Origin of the sequence: Gracilimonas amylolytica, from assembly GCF_002911695.1 — a bacterium.
GTDB classification, from domain to species: Bacteria; Bacteroidota; Rhodothermia; order Balneolales; family Balneolaceae; genus Gracilimonas; species Gracilimonas amylolytica.
The window spans coordinates 398570-415864 of the sequence record NZ_PQBS01000037.1; the positions used below are offsets into that span (position 1 = coordinate 398570).

Genomic DNA, 17295 nt, shown 5'->3' on the forward strand with positions numbered 1-17295 from the left:
TTATTGCCTAAAAAGAATCAGGCTAACATGCAGGGGGGCTATTTCATTCTTTTGCACTGGAATTGCTGTCAGACAGATATTTCATCAATCCAAAAGCCATGACTGTGATCACCATAAAATAGACGATAGCTGACAGGGTGTAAGCAGTAGGACTGAGGTCTAAGTTTTCAACAAGATCATCTAAAAACAGAAAGGTTGAAATAGCCAAAACCCCAAAAATCAGAAAAGCGATGACATCTTTGGTAGAGAGTTTTTGAGATCTAATTTCATTCTCAAATTCTTCAAAGGTAGTTTCCTCGAGGATCCAGTAACGTGCCCTTATCCGATCCATGATCACAAAAAGTACTGAGAAAAGAATTAGAAGAATCGGTACTGTGAACCAAACAGGCTCAGAGCCAATCATGCTTTCGAGATAGTAGAAAATGGCCCAGGTAATTCCCAGCAATCCAAGAATGAAAAGGGAATAGACGCCCCAGAATGGTTTTTGAAATTGAGGAAATCCTGCCTCGTTTTTTTTCTGAATCAAAAGTGCGTCACAATACCGGCATCTGAAAAAACCCTGAAGAGCTTTTTTGAAGCCGGCCCCTCTCAAATAGAACGTTCCCATGAAGCCAACAGGCTGATCACCGCAATTCGGACAGTTCATGATAGTACCCCTGTTTTGTTAGCAAAATAATCTTTTCCAAAAATTAATAAGGCTGAAACACAATGTGTAACTGAAATTTATGCCCTGAAACAATGAAATTAAAACTGTGATCTGATAGCCCAAAGATCAGGAAAAATGGGATTATTCAGGGTTTTGTGAAGGTATTTTGCTCCATCCGATCCGCCGGTCCCTTTTTTGGTGCCAATGGTTCGTTCTACCATTTTAACATGACGGTAGCGCCATTCCTGAAGGCCCTCATCGTAATCCACAAACAGCTCGGCCATCATGGCGCCTTCAGGATCATTTTGCATGGCATCCACCAGGATCTTCTGATGCTTTTCATTAGGTTCGTGGATCAATCCTTTTTCATTAACTCTTTGAGGGTGGAGGTCATGCCCCCGGGTGCGTAAATAGGCACAGAAACTTTCCCATAAGGTTGATTCCTCCATACGTTCTTCCAGTACTTCGATATGCTTGGGTTGATCCTTATGTGCTTCTTTCATGAGCGGAAATCGGAGTCCGCATACGATCTCCATTTCGCGGAATTGCAGTGATTGAAATCCGGATGATTGGCCCAAGAATTTCCGGAAGCTGTTGAACTCAAGGGGCGTCATGGTTTCCAGGATATCGATCTGCGACACCATGGTCTTCAGGATGGTCAGTACACGTCGCATGGTTTTGACGGCTCCCCAGGTGTTGCCGGCTTCAAGGTCTTTGCGAAGCTTGCCAAATTCATGAAGGATCTGTTTAAACCAGAGTTCATAGGTTTGATGGATGATAATAAACAGCATCTCGTCATGCTCGGGTGGGTCCGACTTATATTCCTGCAGTTCAGTCAGTTCGTCGATCTTGAGATAGTTGGTGTAGGTCAGGCTCATGCGTAGGTAAATTTGGTTCGGTTGGATGATAGGGAGGAGAGAGAGTAGGTGCAAGGAATTAGGTGCAAGGTTCAAGGTGTTAGGTGTTAGGTGTTAGGTGTTAGGTGTTAGGTGTTAGGATTTTCCACTGCCCACTGTTTACTGATAACTGCTTACTGAAAACTGTTCACTGTTCACTGCAAAAAAGATTTTCTTTTTTTAAAGAACCCTGATCGTGAAAATTATGTACCATTAGGTATGAACCGATTAATTGCAGATAGTGGAGCGTCGAAAACAGACTGGGTGCTGCTTGGGGAGGGAACCCCTCAATTCATTCAGACAGAAGGACTTAATCCTCATCTTATTACATCCGGAGAGTTTTTGAGGGTGCTTATCAAAGAATTGAAGCCCAATCTGTTAGGGCGATCAGTTGAGGATATACGTTTTTTCGGTTCCGGATGCGGTTCCCCCGAAAAGAAGCGAGAGGTGGAGCAGTATCTGAGAGAGGTATTTGAATTTGCTGAGATCCATGTGGCTACGGATCTGGATGCTGCCGGTATTGCTCTCTTTGGTGATCGATCAGGACTGGTGGGTATTTTGGGAACCGGATCGAGTGCGGCTTATTTTGAAAACGGCAAGGTGATGAAGCAGATGCCGTCGGTTGGATTTCCGGATGGGGATGAGGGAAGCGGAAGCTATATCGGCAAGAGGATCATGAAATTGTACGCGGCCGGTACGCTGAACAGTGACCTGAGGTCTTATCTGGACCACCATGTAGAAGAAGATATTGAGAAGATGACACTGATGTTCAAAAAGAACCGCGAGGCCAAACTGTTTGCAGCCGAGATCTGTAAGGTCATGGGACCAAAGTCGCATTACCCGCAAATTCAGCAGATCATCCATGATGGATTCGAGGCCTATCTGACCAAAGTGAAAGAGCATTTTCCGAAGAAAGTTGCAACCCGGGAAATGGGTTTTGTGGGATCCGTGGCCTCCGTCTTTGAATCGGAACTAAGATCGACTTGTAAGCAAATGGGCATCGAGGTAGGATCAGTGGTAAGGTCGCCCGTAGAGCATCTGGGGCTGTATTTTGGGAAGTAGGTTTTAGGGGCAAGGTTCAAGGTGTTTGGGTTTCCCACTGCTAACTGCTAACTGCTAACTGTAACTGTAACTGTAACTGTTTACTGAAAAATGATAGATACGCATTCGCATTTGTACCTGGATAAATTTGATGAAGACCGGGAGGCGGTGAACGAACGAGCCGTGGAGGCCGGGGTGACCGGGATCTTTTTGCCGGCTATAGACTTTGATTCCATCCCAAAAATGGAAAAACTGGAGCATCCGGGACTTAGCTTTTACAAGATGGCAGGTATTCATCCCTGTGATGTGCCGGAACAACTACCTGATGAGCTGGAAGAAAAACTCATGGAATTTTGTTCCCGTGAGGACTTCTACGGAGTGGGTGAAACAGGCCTGGATTACTACTGGAGTACGGACCGGGTAGAGCAGCAAAAAGAAAGTCTCAGAATTCACTGCAAGGTAGCCAAAGCCGTCGGGAAACCGATCATTATCCATAACCGGGAAAGTACGGATGATATGCTCGATCTGATCGAGGCAGAGCAGGATGGGAACCTGACCGGGATCTGGCACTGCTTTAACGGAACGGTAGAGGAAGGCAGGCGAGCCATTGACATGGGACTTCACCTCGGCATTGGGGGCGTGCTGACCTTTAAAAATGGAGGGGTTGATAAGACCGTAGCACAGCTGCCACTGGACAAGATGATCCTGGAAACCGATGCTCCGTATTTGTCGCCCACCCCAAAACGGGGTAAGCGCAATGAGCCCGCCTTTATGAAATATACGGCTGAAAAGTTAGCCGAGATCTTTGGACTGAGCCTTCAGGAGGTCGACGAAAGAACCACTGCAACCGCCAGGCAGTTATTCGGGATCGTTTAAAGTTGAAATAAAGACTTAAGGTATTATCTTAGGGGGACTTAAGAGGATGTTATACGAACCGTTTAGGCGAACGACGGTTCGTATCGCCTCCCAAAATTCACATTATACGAACAACAAGGAGATAAAGGCGGTTCCAGCTCGTTCGCCCTAACAATGCCCTTGTTCGGATAATATTATGTTATACAGCCAGAAATAAAATTCTAATCTAAACTAAAACGGGGTTCATCATGAAGCAGTTTTACACAATCCTTATGATTCTTTTTCTATTTGGATGTGCAGATCCCAAAATTGACGGGTCATCGGAGGAACAACTTAAATCTTCAATTGAAGATGTTAAACAAAGTTTAGATGCAGAGAAACAAAAAGAGTTTGAAGAATCGCTTATGTTCATTGCTATGCAAAACCTTGATTTTGGGAATATTTTGCAATCAGATATGAACCCAGACCAGCTTGTTGAAGATTATCTTAATCAGGTAAAAGATGAAATTGATGGTAAATCTGCATCTGAAATTATTACCAAAGCAGAAGAACTAAGAACAGAGTTAGAAAGGGAGCAAAGAAGGCAGGCTTTAGAAGAAATCCAAGAATTGGAAGAAAAAAAGAAAGAGGCAGATTTAGCTAAACAAGAATTATCAAATTTTGAGGTATCACGTTCAAGATTTTATAAACAGGAAGATACATTTAGAGACCAACCTGTAATTGAATTGACAGTCAGAAATAATACCGAATATGCTATTTCACGGGCATACTTTAAAGGGACTTACGCCACTCCAGAAAGACAAGTTCCTTGGCTGGTTGAAGAATTTAATTATAGCATTTCTGGTGGCTTGGAACCTGGTGAGGAGCAGTCTTGGAGTCTTGCTCCAAACCCTTATAGTGAATGGGGCGATTTAGAGGAAAGAAGTGACGCAATTTTGACTATCGAAGTAACAAGATTAGATGGTCCTGATGGAGAGGCATTGTTTGACGCCCAAGGTTTATCCTCTTTCGAAGAAGAAAGGCTGAATGAATTAAAATCTAAATATTTTGATAGTGATGAGTTATAAGAGCCACATGTTGGCAGGTATCTAATCTATGGTCTTCTTGATCCAAGAGATAATACATTACGATATGTTGGAAAACTCATAAGAGACGAGAAAATCGATTGGCCGATCATATTGAAGATACAATTGAGGGAAGTACAGCTCCTGTACATAATTGGATTCGTGAATTGCTAAATCTCAATTTAGAACCAAAAGTATTCGTACTTAAAAGGTTAGAGGCTTCTGAAAACTGGAGAGAAGGTGAAAAAAGAGAAATTTCTCGCTGGTTCAATTGGTCTGAAGAAAATTTACCGTTTAACCATCCAACACAAATAAGAAAAAGCGTTACTGTAAGAATTGAACACGTTGATTTACTTAATGTTCAACATTGCAATTAACGTTACAGAATAAAAAATGACAGAGAAAAATAGCGACGATAATTGGAATGATTGGCAAAAGTTGATGCAACAGATTGCAGAACAACAAGCACAAATATTAAAGCCAACAATAACTCCAGCAATAAAACAAATTCAAGAGACTGTAAATAGGATTGCAGAACAACAAAAAAGAATAGCTCAGAATGCTATAAAGCCACTGATAGATCAAGTAACAGAATCTGCAAAGAGAATCTCTGCAATTAATATCAGTAAGCTGCCTGAATTCCAAGCTTTATTGGAAACAATAGCCAAAGAAGTTGAGGAGATCCCTGAGTATATTGATAATGTTCATGCATATTTAGCTCAGCAAGGTTGGTTTGTCCCTTTCCATTTGGCGCCAGTATCAATTTTCAAAGAATACTTTTTTTTAATTGAAAACGAAGAACACGAGCAAATTGAGCAAGACCTACAAACTTTTATAACGGAGAATATTTCAATTATCAGAAATAGTGTAAAAAGAGAATTTCCAAATAGATTTAGAATAATTGATGCCTCAATACAGGCCCATGAAAATGGTGATTATATTTTGAGCATTCCAACATTGCTGGCTCAGGCAGATGGAATGTTTTCCGAATTAATTGATATGACCTTTTATTCAAACAAAGAATCTGATCTTGAGGAAATACGAAGAAGGTTACTTCAAAGATTAGCGAAAGAGAATCATCCAACAAATACCTTGTCTTTAGGTTACCTTTTGCTTAAACAGCTTCAAGAAAAAAGTATTATTCATGAAAATTTCAGTGAATTTGAAAAAAGTAAAAATGAAAGCTTCATCAAAAACCCATTAAATAGAAATTACATTTTACACGGTAAAGATTTAGAATATGACACAATAGCAAACAGTCTCAGAACGATTTCATTGATTGGAATGCTATGCGATTGCAATCAAACATTATCACGTTAAGTGGCTGTATAACAATGGTTTAAACGCGGACTTGGCCGCTATTTGCCCCTTCAGTATTCGTTGGGTGAAAGATATTTCGAGTTTTAATTACTTTACCAGCCAATAAAGCCAAGCCGGTTAAACCGCAGGCCGTAATACAACCTAAATCATAATACTTGCTAATTTTGCTTTAACCTCGTGACGTAGTTCCGCTGCGTCATGCATAATTCTGGTTCCTACCATTACTTACACGGGATCATTCTTATACACGAGGCGATTAACGGCTTCAATGGTTGCTCATGGTGTTTACAACATGATGGCTAAATTATCGACTTACTACTTGTATTAACAGTAATACCTAATATTTTATCTTATCAATTATTTGAGCAGAAGGAGGATATATGGAGATCTCAGTAGAAACAACTGTCGATGCCCCGATAAAACGCGTTTGGGATGCCTGGATAACGCCTGAAGATATAATGAGCTGGAATTTTGCATCAAACGATTGGTGCTGTCCGCGTGCAATTATTGATCTCAGGGTCGGTGGAAAATTCAATTATCGCATGGAAGCAAAAGACGGTTCAATGGGATTCGATTTTGAGGGGACTTTTACGGCTATTAATGAACCTTACAGCATTGAGTTTAAGTTAGATGATGATCGAAAAGTGAAGGTCGACTTAAATGATACAGGGCAGGGAGTTCAGGTTGTTGAGACCTTCGAAGCAGATGATGAATATTCTGCAGAGCAACAACGAGAGGGGTGGCAAAACATACTGAACAATTTCAAAAGCCATGTTGAAAGTTCGGACGTATGAATAAGTGTATATCAGGCATAATTTAACCGGGAATGGGAGATCCCGGTTGGTTTTCCCAATGGAGACGTTGAGAACCAGTGTGGCACTGGCCTTGGAATGTGTGTGAAACGAGGATGAATCTTTCCTATCTTCGTCATCTATGAAAGATCATTTCAAATCAGTCATTCTGCAGAGCACCGGTGCTGATTCGATCAGCGAACAGGAAGTTATACAGGAACTCTGGAGTGGCTATGGCAAGATCCTTCGTGTGCGCCTTGAGGGCACAACAGTTGGGAGTGTGGTCGTAAAACATATTCAGGCTGAAGGGAGCAAACAACATCCAAGAGGCTGGAATTCGGATATCGGGCATCAGCGAAAGCTGAGATCCTATGAAGTGGAAACCACCTGGTATGAGCAATACAGCACCAACAGTGCTGCCCGGGTTCCAAACTGTTTAGCCATTGAACACAAAGATAATGAGGTACTGATCGTACTGGAGGATCTGGATGCTTCCGGGTATCCACTTCGTAAAACATCGGTAAGTTGGAATGAGATCAATTCCATTCTGAAGTGGCTGGCTGATTTTCACGCAAGTTATTTAGGTCAAGCTCCGCAGGGATTATGGGAACAAGGCACCTACTGGCACCTGGAAACCCGTCCGCATGAACTTGAAGCCCTGAATGATGAACGGCTTAAAAAGGCTGCTCCCATGATCGATCAGGAACTGAATGCCTGCACGTTTAAAACCTTTGTTCACGGAGATGCCAAGCTGGCCAATTTTTGTTTTTCCGGAGATGGGGAGGTTGCCGCCGTGGACTTCCAGTATGTTGGCGGGGGCTGCGGCATGAAAGATATAGCCTATTTTATCGGAAGCTGCCTGAATGAGGACGAGTGCGAAGCCATGGAAACACGGATCCTGAATACCTATTTCAATCATTTACACCGGGCACTCGGAGAGAGAAATGAAGCCCTCGAAAAGGAATGGCGTTCTTTATACAGAGTCGCCTGGGCTGATTTTCATCGTTTTCTGAAAGGATGGAGTCCGGGGCACTGGAAGATCAACAGTTACAGCGAAAGAATAACCCAAGAAGTCATAAACAATCTCCAGAATGGATCTACTACCTCTTAAAAAAACGGCTATAGATGCCGCCTACGCAGCAGGACGTATCATAAGATCTTACATGGATCAGGAGATCGATGTGCAAGAAAAAGAAGGCGGAACCAATTATGCCTCACAGGTAGTCACGCAAGTGGACAAAGAATGTGAACAGGAGATCCTTACCTATTTGTTGCCTACCTGTGAAGAATATGACCTGGCCATGTTAACGGAAGAAACTGAGGATGATGGGAGTCGCTTTGAAAAAGACTATTTCTGGTGTGTGGATCCCATCGACGGGACCCTGGCTTTCATACGGAACGAGCCGGATTTCTCGGTATCCATCGCCCTGGTGTCAAAAGAAGGAGAACCGGTGATCGGTGTCATTTATGATCCCAGTACCGAAACCTTATATCATGCAGCCAAAGGGCATGGGGTTTATGAGAATGATAAGCCTCTGGAAATCCCGTCAATGAATAATTACCTGACCCATATTACGGACAAACCACTGGAAAATACCTCACGACCTGAAGACCTGAAGCAACTGCTCAATCGCAGAGTGGATGAATTGGGGTTATCAGAATTAAAGGTGATTGAGGGAGGCGGATCGGTTTTGAATGCCATCAAGGTGTTGAAGAATCCTCCATCCAATATGATCAAACATCCCAAACAAGAGGTCGGGGGTGGTAGTCTCTGGGATTTTGCCTCCACCGCTTGTCTGTTTCACGAACTTGGTTATCGTGTCACAAACTTTGAAGGAGGCCCGCTGGATCTGAATCGAAAAGACAGCACCTTTATGCATCATGAAGGTGTTTATTATGCTTGCTTGCCTAAATAAAATAACTGGGACCGGGAGGTCCCGAGTGGCGTCCCCAACCGGGAGGTTGGGGACGAGGAGGGGGTGCGAGGAAGATGGGAATTGGGTACGGAGAGGGAAAAGTATTTATATTCAATTGGCCTGAGCTCCAATGAGTTAGGTCTGAAACTTAAATTTTGAATTTTTACTCATGCCATCCACGTGATGATCAAACATATTCTTCCTCTTATAGTGCTTTCTTTGGCTATGCTATCCTGTAATACAGATCCATCAGATCAATTTAATGAAAAAGATGCGGCGATCCCTCCACAGGAAGAACTGTACTCATCAGCTGAGCGGAGTGAAATTATTGCAGCAGCCCGCGCGATCATCAAAGCTGATCCTGTGGCGGCCTTTGTTACGGTAGATCCATTGGGCCGACCGCGTGTTCGAAGCGTGAATACCTCAAGTCCGGACAGTACTATGACCATCTGGGTTGCTACCCGGCCGGGAACCCGTAAGGTGGATCAAATACAGGAAAATGCCAGTGTGACTTTGTTCTACAACAATGATAGCGAGGGAAACTATGTGAGTGTCATGGGGCAGGCGGATCTACATAAGGATAACGATTTCATTGAGGCGAATAATCCATTCAGTGTGGAGTGGACCGATCAGTTTTTTCCTGAATTTCCTGAAAATATGATATTGATCGAGATAAAGCCTGTTTGGATGGAGGTTATGGGACAAGGTATTTCCGCTTCAGAAGAAACCTGGCGGCCACAGGCGGTGACATTTTAAAAGGTTTAGTCAGCTCTTATCTCATTTAATTTCAATTTTCTCTTGCCAATTCTTTGAAAGGGCTTATTTTTAGCAAAATTTTAAATAATGATCGTCTCAAATGAACACCAAAGCTGATTCTTCCAAACCTTCTTTGTTCAATCGGTTCCTAAACGCAATAGAGAAAAGCGGGAATAAACTCCCTGATCCGGCCATTCTTTTCCTTTATCTGATGCTATTTGTCTGGCTGTTATCCGCCGTCCTTTCTCCCATCGATTTTGGGGAAGTTCATCCACTGACAGGGGAAGAACTCAAGGTCAACAATCTCCTGACCGGTTCGGCTTTGGCTAACTTCCTGGCTACCATGGTCTCTACCTTTACATCCTTTGCTCCATTGGGCATCGTGCTGGTGGCAATGTTAGGAGTTGGAGTGGCTGAAAATTCGGGATGGATCGATGCTGGGTTGAAAAAGCTGTTGAATGTCACTCCTAAAATGCTTCTCACACCCATGTTGATCCTAATCTCGATCGTGAGTCACACCGCGGCCGATGCCGGGTATATTCTGGTGATACCGCTGGGTGGGGTGATCTTTTATGCAGCCGGCCGCCACCCGCTGGCTGGTATAGCGGCTGCCTTTGCGGGGGTGTCGGGAGGATTTTCAGCCAACTTTATTCCATCGGCCATTGATCCGCTGATCATGAGCTTTACCCTTGAAGCGGCCAGGATCCTGGACCCGGAAATTGTGCTGAATCCTCTAAACAATATTTACTTTACAGGAATCTCGTCCATTTTAATTGTTTTGGTAGGGTGGTTTGTGACCGATAAGATCGTGGAGCCAAGGTTATCAAAAACCAAAGTGGATGGGGACGAAGAAGAAATGCCTCAAATGGAAGAGGTGACCGGTAAGGAAAGCCGGGCTTTCTGGATGGGATTTTTTGCTATGATCCTCGGTATAGTTGGGCTTATTCTTTGGGCGATTCCGGCTGACTCAGCCCTTCGGGGTCCCGATATGGTAGATCCGGAAGTGATGTCACTGACCTCATTCAATGCCCCTTTGATGCAGGCTATCGTGCCCCTCATATTCATTTTCTTACTCATACCGGGAGTTGTGTACGGGATAGCTTCCGGAAAATATTCCAGCTCGAAGGATATGATTGATAACATGTCCAAATCGATGCAGAGTATGGGATATTACATAGTAATGGCCTTTTTCTGTGCCCTTTTCATTGATGCATTTTCAACCTCCAATATTGGATTACTGGTGGCTTTAAAGGGCGCTCAATTTCTGCAATCACTGGCTTTACCCGGACAGATCACTATTGTTGGTATCATATTTCTGAGTGCCTTTGTGAACCTGCTGGTGGGATCAGCCTCTGCCAAGTGGGCGCTTATTGCTCCTATTTTTGTGCCTATGCTTATGCAACTGGGCATCTCACCTGACCTGACTCAGGCGGCCTATCGTGTGGGAGACTCAGTTTCCAATATCATCACTCCGCTGCTGCCGTATTTCCCGCTGGTGGTTGTATTCTGTCAGCGCTATGTGAAGGATACCGGTATTGGAACCCTTATATCGATGATGCTTCCGTATTCTATCATCTTTGGTATCTCATGGACCATATTCCTACTTCTTTACTGGTGGATAGGTATTCCTTTGAGTTTTGAAGCCAGCTATGTGTATCCGTAGCTTAATGGAATTGTAGATGTTAGGTTAATCGAAGTCAGAATATTAAACATTTCCTGTACGACCCCTTCAGGGTCTTCATCTTAACCAACATTGTCATCGAATTATCTGACATCTACAGGAATGGCAGACGTTATAAAGTAGTGGTCATCTTGTTTAGTGGTTTTGAAGAGCAGCATGTTGACTTCAGGGTCCCAGAATAAACCGCTAAGTCCGGCTTCTTTCAGCTACCAAATTCTGCGTATCGGTTACCCTGGATCGGATCCATTTGAAGAGTCCATACACCATCACCGACCACACCACAAGAATTACTTCCAGGACCAGAATATAAGTTGGCCATGCCGGGAGGATGCTGAAGAAGGTGGTGCCCGGCGGTTTGGCCATCAGGTACATATAGTTGCTGTTCAGGATCAGGTTGAGTCCATAGATGATGGCGGCTGCCACGTTCAACCAACCCACGGTGCGAAACAGATCATTACGCTTGAGGTCCCATTTCCAGATCACGGCCGGATATAAAGCCAGCAGCACCAATCCCATATGCACCATCCAGTACCGGATGGCATCATAGTGAAAAAGAGAAAATTCCACGGAAGGAGTAAGATTAGCCTGAGAAACACCCAGCACGATCCAGAAGAATACGGTTCCCAACACCTTTCGGCTACCGGTGGCATAGACCCAAATGAGTATAAAAGGGAGGAAATTGCACAGGTGCAGGGGGATGTCGTTCTGAGGGTCAAAAATACCCAGATACATGTTCATAGGTACTTTAAGCAATTGTGTGGCGGAGAGTAAAAGTGCCAGACCAAGGAGTATTTTCTGCTGAACAGGTCGGGAGTAGGAGCTCAGAATTCGGAAAAACAGGTACCCGAACAGCAGAAAACCGGTGAGTAACAGGTAGTGCTCGAAGTCATAAGCAGCGAACATGTGAGTGGTTTCAAAGAGTGAATTCACGCGATAAGAATTTGTATGAGGTACAGGTCATTTGAGAAAATGCCAATTACTGAAAAATTATCCCAAAATAAAAGAGCACTTACCGTGAGAAGAAGACTGAAAACATGGATCGGATGGACCACTGAATTTAAACAATCCTTTACAGTGAAAAGATGTACATTAGGCAAAATTCAGCATTTTGTACACTCAACCAACATCACTTTTACTATGAAAAGAACATTAACAGTTTGTTTGATCGCACTTTTTAGCACCGTTGTGTTTGCTCAGGAAAACCCAAAGTGGTTACGTTACCCGAGTATTTCACCGGATGGTAGCACCATTGCCTTTACCTATAAAGGAGACCTGTATTCGGTTCCGTCCACAGGAGGAACGGCCACACAGCTTACCTTTCATGAGGCGCATGACTACATGCCGGTGTGGAGCAAGGATGGATCGCAACTGGCGTTTGCCTCAGATCGATACGGAAATTTTGATGTATATGTGATGGATGCCGAGGGTGGTGAGGCATCTCGCTTGACCTTTCATTCGAATGATGAAAATCCCTATGCTTTCACGTCTGATGACGAGGCCGTGTTATTCGGAGCCGTCAGGCAGGATCTTGCCAGCCACAGGCAGTACCCAACCGGATCGCAACCGGAATTATACAGTGTACCGGTAAGTGGCGGACAGGTCGATCAGATCTTAACGGTGCCGGCAGAATATGTGCAGCTGAGTTCAGATGGCAAAACCATGTTGTATCATGACAAAAAAGGGGGAGAAAATGAGTGGAGGAAACATCATACCTCTGCCATTACACGAGATATATGGACTTACGACACTGAAACCGGTGAGCATACCATGATCACCTCATTTGAAGGAGAGGATCGTCAACCGATTTTTACCGGAGACGAACAGGCCATGTACTTTCTAAGTGAGCGTGCCGGTACTTTCAACGTTTTCAAGAAAAACCTGACGAATAACGGTGCCGCAGAGCAGCTGACCAATTTTGAAACTCACCCGGTGCGTTTTTTAAGTATGGGTAATGGCACTTTGTCATTTGGATATGATGGCGAACTTTACACCATGAAGGAAGGCGGTGAGCCGGTTAAAGTGCCTGTGACCATTCGTACCCAGGCCAAATCCAATGAGGATAGATTCATCACCATAAACGGTGGTGTAAACGAAATGGCTATCTCTCCGGATGGCAAGGAAATAGCTTTTATTGCCCGTGGAGAGGTGTTTGTGACCTCCGTTGACGGTGCCCTGACCAAACGTATCACCGATACCCCTGAAACGGAAGCCCACGTGACCTTTAGTCCGGATGGCGATAAGGTAGTCTATGCGTCTGAACGCGATGGCAAGTGGGGTATCTATCAAACTGAGATCGTCAGAAATGAAGAAGAGCCATTTTTCTTTGCCTCCAGTTTATTGAAAGAAACGGCACTTGTAGAAACGGAAGAAGGAAATTATCTGCCGAGGTTTTCACCTGATGGAGAGAAACTTGCGTATGTCGCCGGCAGAAGAACGATCAGGGTAAAAGACCTGGAGTCCGGTGACACTACCGATCTGATGACCCCTGAAGAACTGTTCCATATGAGGGATGGAGATAAATATTACCGCTGGAGTCCGGATAGCAAGTGGTTACTGGTGGAGTGGGGTAAATTGCTGAATAACAGTGAAGTATTATTGCTGTCAGCTGATGGGGAACAACGGTATAACCTGACCGAAAGTGGTTATTATGACAATTCCCCAAAGTGGATGAACGGCGGAAAACAAATGATCTGGGTCAGTAATGAAGATGGGCTTAAAAGTTATGCTACCAGTGGCAACACTCAAAGTGATGTCTTCACCATGTTCTTTGATCAGGAAGCCTGGGATGAATTCAATATGAGTGAAGAGGATTTCAAGCTCATGCAGGAAATTGAAAAGATCAATAAGGCAGAATCTGATGAAGAGGAAGACAAGAAGGATGAGAAAAAAGACGAGGAGATTGAGGACCTCACCATCGACTTCGACCGCATGAAAGACTGGACTAAAAAGCTGACGATCCACTCCAGCAATATGTCGGATGCCACCCTATCCAAAGATGGAAACAAACTCTATTACCTGTCCCGTTTTGAGGATAATTATAATTTATGGGAAACCGACCTGAGAACCCGTGAAACCAAAATGGCTATTAAACTCAACACAGGCGGAGGCAGCCTAGTATGGGATAAGGATATGGAAAATCTATATCTGTTGAGCCGTGGGCGCATCTCCAAACTGGATCTCTCTGCCGGCAGCTCAAAAGGAATAGAGATCGCCGGTGAAATGGATTACGATGCCACTGAGGAACGGTTAACCATGCTGGATCACATCTACATTAGAACAAAAAATATCTTTTATGAACCAACTTTCCATGGCAAAGACTGGGATATGCTCTACGAAGAGTACAAGAAATACGTGCCTTATATCGGTAATGGATATGAATTTGCTGAGATGGTATCTGAGCTGCTTGGTGAGCTGAATGTTTCGCATGCGGGGGCCGGTTACAGCAGAAGTATAGACAACGCCGATGCTACGGCATCTCTGGGGATCTTCATGGATTACGATCATGAAGGTAACGGGATCAGGATCGTGGAAGTGCTGAAAGGCGGCCCGCTCGATAAAGCTGACCTGAATATTCAAGCCGGAATGATCATACAAAGTATTGACGGCGAGACGATCACTCCAAACCGCGATGTTGCCACGTACCTGAACCGAAAGGCGGGTAAATTTACCCTGCTTGAGATCACAGACGAGAATGGTAAAAATGCCCGTCAGATAAGGATCAAACCTATCAGTTTGGGTGAAGAACGCAACCTGCTGTACGATCGCTTTGTGAAGATCAATGCCGATGAAGTGAAAGAAAGATCGAATGGAAGGTTAGGGTATGTTCACATTCCCGGTATGAGCGATGGTCCCTATCGGGATATCTACAAGGACATGCTTGGCAAGTACTATGAAACGGAGGCTATGATCGTAGATACTCGCTTTAACGGTGGCGGTGACCTGGTGGCAGATCTGGTGATGTTCTTTTCAGGTGAAGATTTTATCACTTACGCCACGGCAAGAAAAGCGGTTGGGGGTGAGCCGACTTCCAGATGGACCAAACCAACCCTGACCTTGTTCAATGAGTCCAATTATTCGGATGGCCACTGCTATGCGCAGGGTTATATGGATATGGAACTGGGACTTTCAGTAGGTATGCCGGTTCCGGGTACCTGTAGTTTTGCCGGATGGGAAGGCCTGCCCAATGGCAGTTATTGGGGCGTGGTTCCGGTCAGTGCCAAGAACAAAGCCGGTGAATGGATGGAAAACAATCAGACCGAACCGGACATCAAAGTAAAAAATCAGCCTGAAGTGATCTCGGAAGGGAGAGATCAACAGCTTGAAAGAGCGATACAAGAGCTGCTTGATCAGGTGAATGAATAGGGATTGAAGAACCAATCGATGTAATTAAGAGGGCCGTCCGAAATTATTCGGGTGGCCTTTTTAATTTACCTGAACCTTTTCTGTAGTTTGGCGTAAGTGTTTTCTCAAACTTTCAATTTAAGACTCCGGTTGTATTAAAAATTTGGATAACAGTACATGAAGAAAAAGGATCAAGGTAAAAAAAATACTCAGGGTAGTTTTACTGGCAGGAACTATCGTATCCATGTTCTTTGTGCCATGGGACCTGTTGAAAGCCTGGATAGCACCATTACCGGATACCGTTAAGCAACAGGTCGATAATGCTATAGGTCACGGTTTTGATGGGATCATCGTTTATGTAGATAAAGGTGGGGAATCCCCTGAGTTTTATGCTGCAGGGTGGCATGACCGGAAAAACAAGATACCTGCTGATCCACACGCCTTGTTCAAGATCGCCAGCATCAATAAGCTGTACGATGCCGTTTCAGTTACAAAGCTGGTGCATAGTGAACGCTTATCCCTTGACAGAACCCTTACCGAATACTTTCCGGAATTCTCTGGAAAGATCGAAAACGCAGACAGGATCACATTACGAATGCTAGTACAACACCAAAGTGGCATTCCAAACGTAACGAATACACCCGATTTTTGGATAGATCCACCGAAAAGCAGGGAAGAGGCATTAAAAAGAATTTTTGATCTTCCTTCGAACTTTGAACCGGGTAATGGCTATGAATATTCAAATACCAATTACATACTCATCTCAAAGATCATTGAGCATGAACTGGGCTACAGTGGTTTTCAATACATCAAAGAGGTGATCCTGGAGCCGCTGGAATTAAAGAATACCTACGGTTCTCTGGCCGAGGTCAATTTAGATCGGTTGATGAGTGGATATTATGTGGGAGTTGAAGAAGACATCAAAACCACAGATTATGGCTCAATGTTAGCTACGGCTGAGGATGTGGGGATCTTCTTAAGGGCTCTAAACGATGGATCGTTGTTGAGCGAGGGAGAGGCGGAGATCTATTCCTCACTTTATGGGTACGAACACACAGGATTGATCCCAGGATATCAAAGTAAAGCTCGGTATCACAAGGACATTGACACGGTTGTCATTCAGTTTGTAAACACCACAAATTTTGATGGCAATACCTGGCACCTATCAGAGATCGTTTACAACCGTATCATCGACATTTTGAAAAGGCAACAGTCCGGGTAATAGTTAGCGTACTTTACCCGGTTCATTTTTTGGTTTGAGAGTTTATCGTAATTAGGTTTAATTATATATAACCAATTGCATGGCATCACGTTATAAGTGCTGGTCATGAACCTATGGTATGAATTTCAATTAAACATTCGGTAGGAATGGGACATTCAAAAAAACACTTGTCCGATGAGAACATTGAGGTACTGCTTTCAACTCTAAAGGAGCGGTTTCAGGAAAACATGGGGCGCCATAAGGACATATCCTGGAATGAAGTAGAAGAAAGATTGAAGGAGCAGCATGACAAGTTATGGTCCCTCAACGAAATGGAACTGACAGGGGGCGAACCGGATGTAGTTGGAAAGGATGAAGAAACCGGAGAGATCATCTTTTTTGATTGCTCTGTTGAAAGTCCGAAGGGGCGCCGAAAAGTCTGCTACGACCGCGAGGCTCTGGAATCCAGAAAGAAATACAAGCCGGAAAACAGTGCCATGGATATGGCTGAAATGATGGGGGTCGAGTTATTGACAGAAGAGGAGTATACATTCCTTCAGCACTTCGGTCCCTTTGATACGGCTACATCAAGCTGGCTCAAAACCCCGGTTGATGTACGAGATCTCGGAGGGGCCATCTTCGGTGATCATAGATTTGGACGCACATTTATCTATCATAACGGGGCGGAATCATATTACGCAGCAAGAGGATTTCGTGGCAAATTGAAGGTGTGACCTCCAAAATTTTCTCATTCTTCCGGCAATGATTTTTCAGATTCCCCGAATCT

16 protein-coding genes are annotated in these 17295 nt (G+C 44.1%); 13 read left to right on the forward strand and 3 right to left on the reverse strand.

Annotated elements, in window-relative coordinates; translation table 11 throughout:
* Positions 1-43: 43 nt before the first annotated feature.
* Together C3B73_RS11275 and C3B73_RS11280 are read right to left on the reverse strand one after the other, a co-directional pair.
* Positions 44-646 carry a hypothetical protein gene (locus C3B73_RS11275; RefSeq protein ID WP_103665698.1) on the reverse strand — a complete coding sequence of 201 codons (603 nt, stop codon included), beginning with the start codon at positions 644-646 and terminating at the stop codon, positions 44-46.
* 98 nt (positions 647-744) lie between these two features.
* Positions 745-1524, reverse strand: coding sequence for a tryptophan 2,3-dioxygenase (locus C3B73_RS11280; RefSeq protein ID WP_103665699.1), 780 nt, complete (start codon positions 1522-1524; stop codon positions 745-747).
* A gap of 237 nt (positions 1525-1761) precedes the next feature.
* Here C3B73_RS11280 and C3B73_RS11285 point away from each other — a divergent pair, with 237 nt between their 5' ends.
* The 10 genes from C3B73_RS11285 (at position 1762) to C3B73_RS11335 (ending at position 10948) form a co-directional block, all read left to right on the forward strand.
* Positions 1762-2604: a hypothetical protein gene (locus C3B73_RS11285; protein WP_103665700.1), complete on the forward strand. Its 843-nt coding sequence runs from the start codon at positions 1762-1764 to the stop codon at positions 2602-2604.
* A 90-nt stretch (positions 2605-2694) separates the two neighbouring features.
* Positions 2695-3459, forward strand: a complete 765-nt coding sequence (locus C3B73_RS11290; protein ID WP_103665701.1) for a TatD family hydrolase — start codon at positions 2695-2697, stop codon at positions 3457-3459.
* Positions 3460-3686: 227 nt separating this feature from the next.
* Positions 3687-4505 carry a DUF6694 family lipoprotein gene (locus tag C3B73_RS11295; RefSeq protein ID WP_103665702.1) on the forward strand — a complete coding sequence of 273 codons (819 nt, stop codon included), beginning with the start codon at positions 3687-3689 and terminating at the stop codon, positions 4503-4505.
* Between the two features lie 98 nt (positions 4506-4603).
* Complete coding sequence (locus C3B73_RS11300; RefSeq protein WP_103665703.1) at positions 4604-4879, forward strand: hypothetical protein; 276 nt, start codon at positions 4604-4606, stop codon at positions 4877-4879.
* Between the two features lie 16 nt (positions 4880-4895).
* Positions 4896-5822 (forward strand): hypothetical protein, encoded by a 927-nt coding sequence (locus C3B73_RS11305; RefSeq protein WP_103665704.1) that lies wholly within the window; start codon positions 4896-4898, stop codon positions 5820-5822.
* 380 nt (positions 5823-6202) lie between these two features.
* Positions 6203-6616: an SRPBCC family protein gene (locus tag C3B73_RS11315; protein ID WP_103665705.1), complete on the forward strand. Its 414-nt coding sequence runs from the start codon at positions 6203-6205 to the stop codon at positions 6614-6616.
* A 139-nt stretch (positions 6617-6755) separates the two neighbouring features.
* A complete protein-coding gene (locus tag C3B73_RS11320; RefSeq protein ID WP_103665706.1) occupies positions 6756-7724 on the forward strand; it encodes a phosphotransferase in 969 nt (322 codons plus the stop codon).
* Complete coding sequence (locus C3B73_RS11325; protein WP_103665707.1) at positions 7705-8529, forward strand: 3'(2'),5'-bisphosphate nucleotidase CysQ family protein; 825 nt, start codon at positions 7705-7707, stop codon at positions 8527-8529. Before C3B73_RS11320 ends, C3B73_RS11325 begins: the two co-directional genes overlap by 20 nt.
* A 183-nt stretch (positions 8530-8712) precedes the next feature.
* Positions 8713-9285, forward strand: a complete 573-nt coding sequence (locus tag C3B73_RS11330; RefSeq protein ID WP_103665708.1) for a pyridoxamine 5'-phosphate oxidase family protein — start codon at positions 8713-8715, stop codon at positions 9283-9285.
* A gap of 100 nt (positions 9286-9385) precedes the next feature.
* Entirely contained in the window at positions 9386-10948 is a 1563-nt protein-coding gene (locus C3B73_RS11335; protein ID WP_103665709.1) for an AbgT family transporter, read from the forward strand.
* 204 nt (positions 10949-11152) lie between these two features.
* Here the strand turns inward: C3B73_RS11335 and C3B73_RS11340 are convergent, their stop codons facing one another.
* Positions 11153-11896, reverse strand: a complete 744-nt coding sequence (locus tag C3B73_RS11340; RefSeq protein ID WP_103665710.1) for a YwaF family protein — start codon at positions 11894-11896, stop codon at positions 11153-11155.
* A gap of 207 nt (positions 11897-12103) precedes the next feature.
* On the opposite strand from C3B73_RS11340, the gene C3B73_RS11345 reads away from it, so the two are divergent.
* From C3B73_RS11345 to C3B73_RS11355, 3 genes are all read left to right on the forward strand, one after another.
* Entirely contained in the window at positions 12104-15328 is a 3225-nt protein-coding gene (locus C3B73_RS11345; protein WP_103665845.1) for a S41 family peptidase, read from the forward strand.
* A gap of 223 nt (positions 15329-15551) precedes the next feature.
* A complete protein-coding gene (locus C3B73_RS11350) occupies positions 15552-16529 on the forward strand; it encodes a serine hydrolase domain-containing protein (RefSeq protein WP_103665711.1) in 978 nt (325 codons plus the stop codon).
* Positions 16530-16675: 146 nt separating this feature from the next.
* The gene (locus C3B73_RS11355; protein WP_103665712.1) at positions 16676-17242 is read left to right on the forward strand and encodes a DUF4256 domain-containing protein; all 567 of its coding nucleotides are present in this window, start codon (positions 16676-16678) and stop codon (positions 17240-17242) included.
* The last annotated feature ends 53 nt before the right edge of the window (positions 17243-17295 follow it).

Coding starts and splice junctions, on each gene's coding strand:
- C3B73_RS11275 (WP_103665698.1), bottom strand. CDS start 646: ATGAACTGTCCGAATTGCGGTGATCAGCCTGTTGGCTTCATGGGAACG.
- C3B73_RS11280 (WP_103665699.1), bottom strand. CDS start 1,524: ATGAGCCTGACCTACACCAACTATCTCAAGATCGACGAACTGACTGAA.
- C3B73_RS11285 (WP_103665700.1), top strand. CDS start 1,762: ATGAACCGATTAATTGCAGATAGTGGAGCGTCGAAAACAGACTGGGTG.
- C3B73_RS11290 (WP_103665701.1), top strand. CDS start 2,695: ATGATAGATACGCATTCGCATTTGTACCTGGATAAATTTGATGAAGAC.
- C3B73_RS11295 (WP_103665702.1), top strand. CDS start 3,687: ATGAAGCAGTTTTACACAATCCTTATGATTCTTTTTCTATTTGGATGT.
- C3B73_RS11305 (WP_103665704.1), top strand. CDS start 4,896: ATGACAGAGAAAAATAGCGACGATAATTGGAATGATTGGCAAAAGTTG.
- C3B73_RS11315 (WP_103665705.1), top strand. CDS start 6,203: ATGGAGATCTCAGTAGAAACAACTGTCGATGCCCCGATAAAACGCGTT.
- C3B73_RS11320 (WP_103665706.1), top strand. CDS start 6,756: ATGAAAGATCATTTCAAATCAGTCATTCTGCAGAGCACCGGTGCTGAT.
- C3B73_RS11325 (WP_103665707.1), top strand. CDS start 7,705: ATGGATCTACTACCTCTTAAAAAAACGGCTATAGATGCCGCCTACGCA.
- C3B73_RS11330 (WP_103665708.1), top strand. CDS start 8,713: ATGATCAAACATATTCTTCCTCTTATAGTGCTTTCTTTGGCTATGCTA.
- C3B73_RS11335 (WP_103665709.1), top strand. CDS start 9,386: ATGAACACCAAAGCTGATTCTTCCAAACCTTCTTTGTTCAATCGGTTC.
- C3B73_RS11345 (WP_103665845.1), top strand. CDS start 12,104: ATGAAAAGAACATTAACAGTTTGTTTGATCGCACTTTTTAGCACCGTT.
- C3B73_RS11350 (WP_103665711.1), top strand. CDS start 15,552: ATGTTCTTTGTGCCATGGGACCTGTTGAAAGCCTGGATAGCACCATTA.
- C3B73_RS11355 (WP_103665712.1), top strand. CDS start 16,676: ATGGGACATTCAAAAAAACACTTGTCCGATGAGAACATTGAGGTACTG.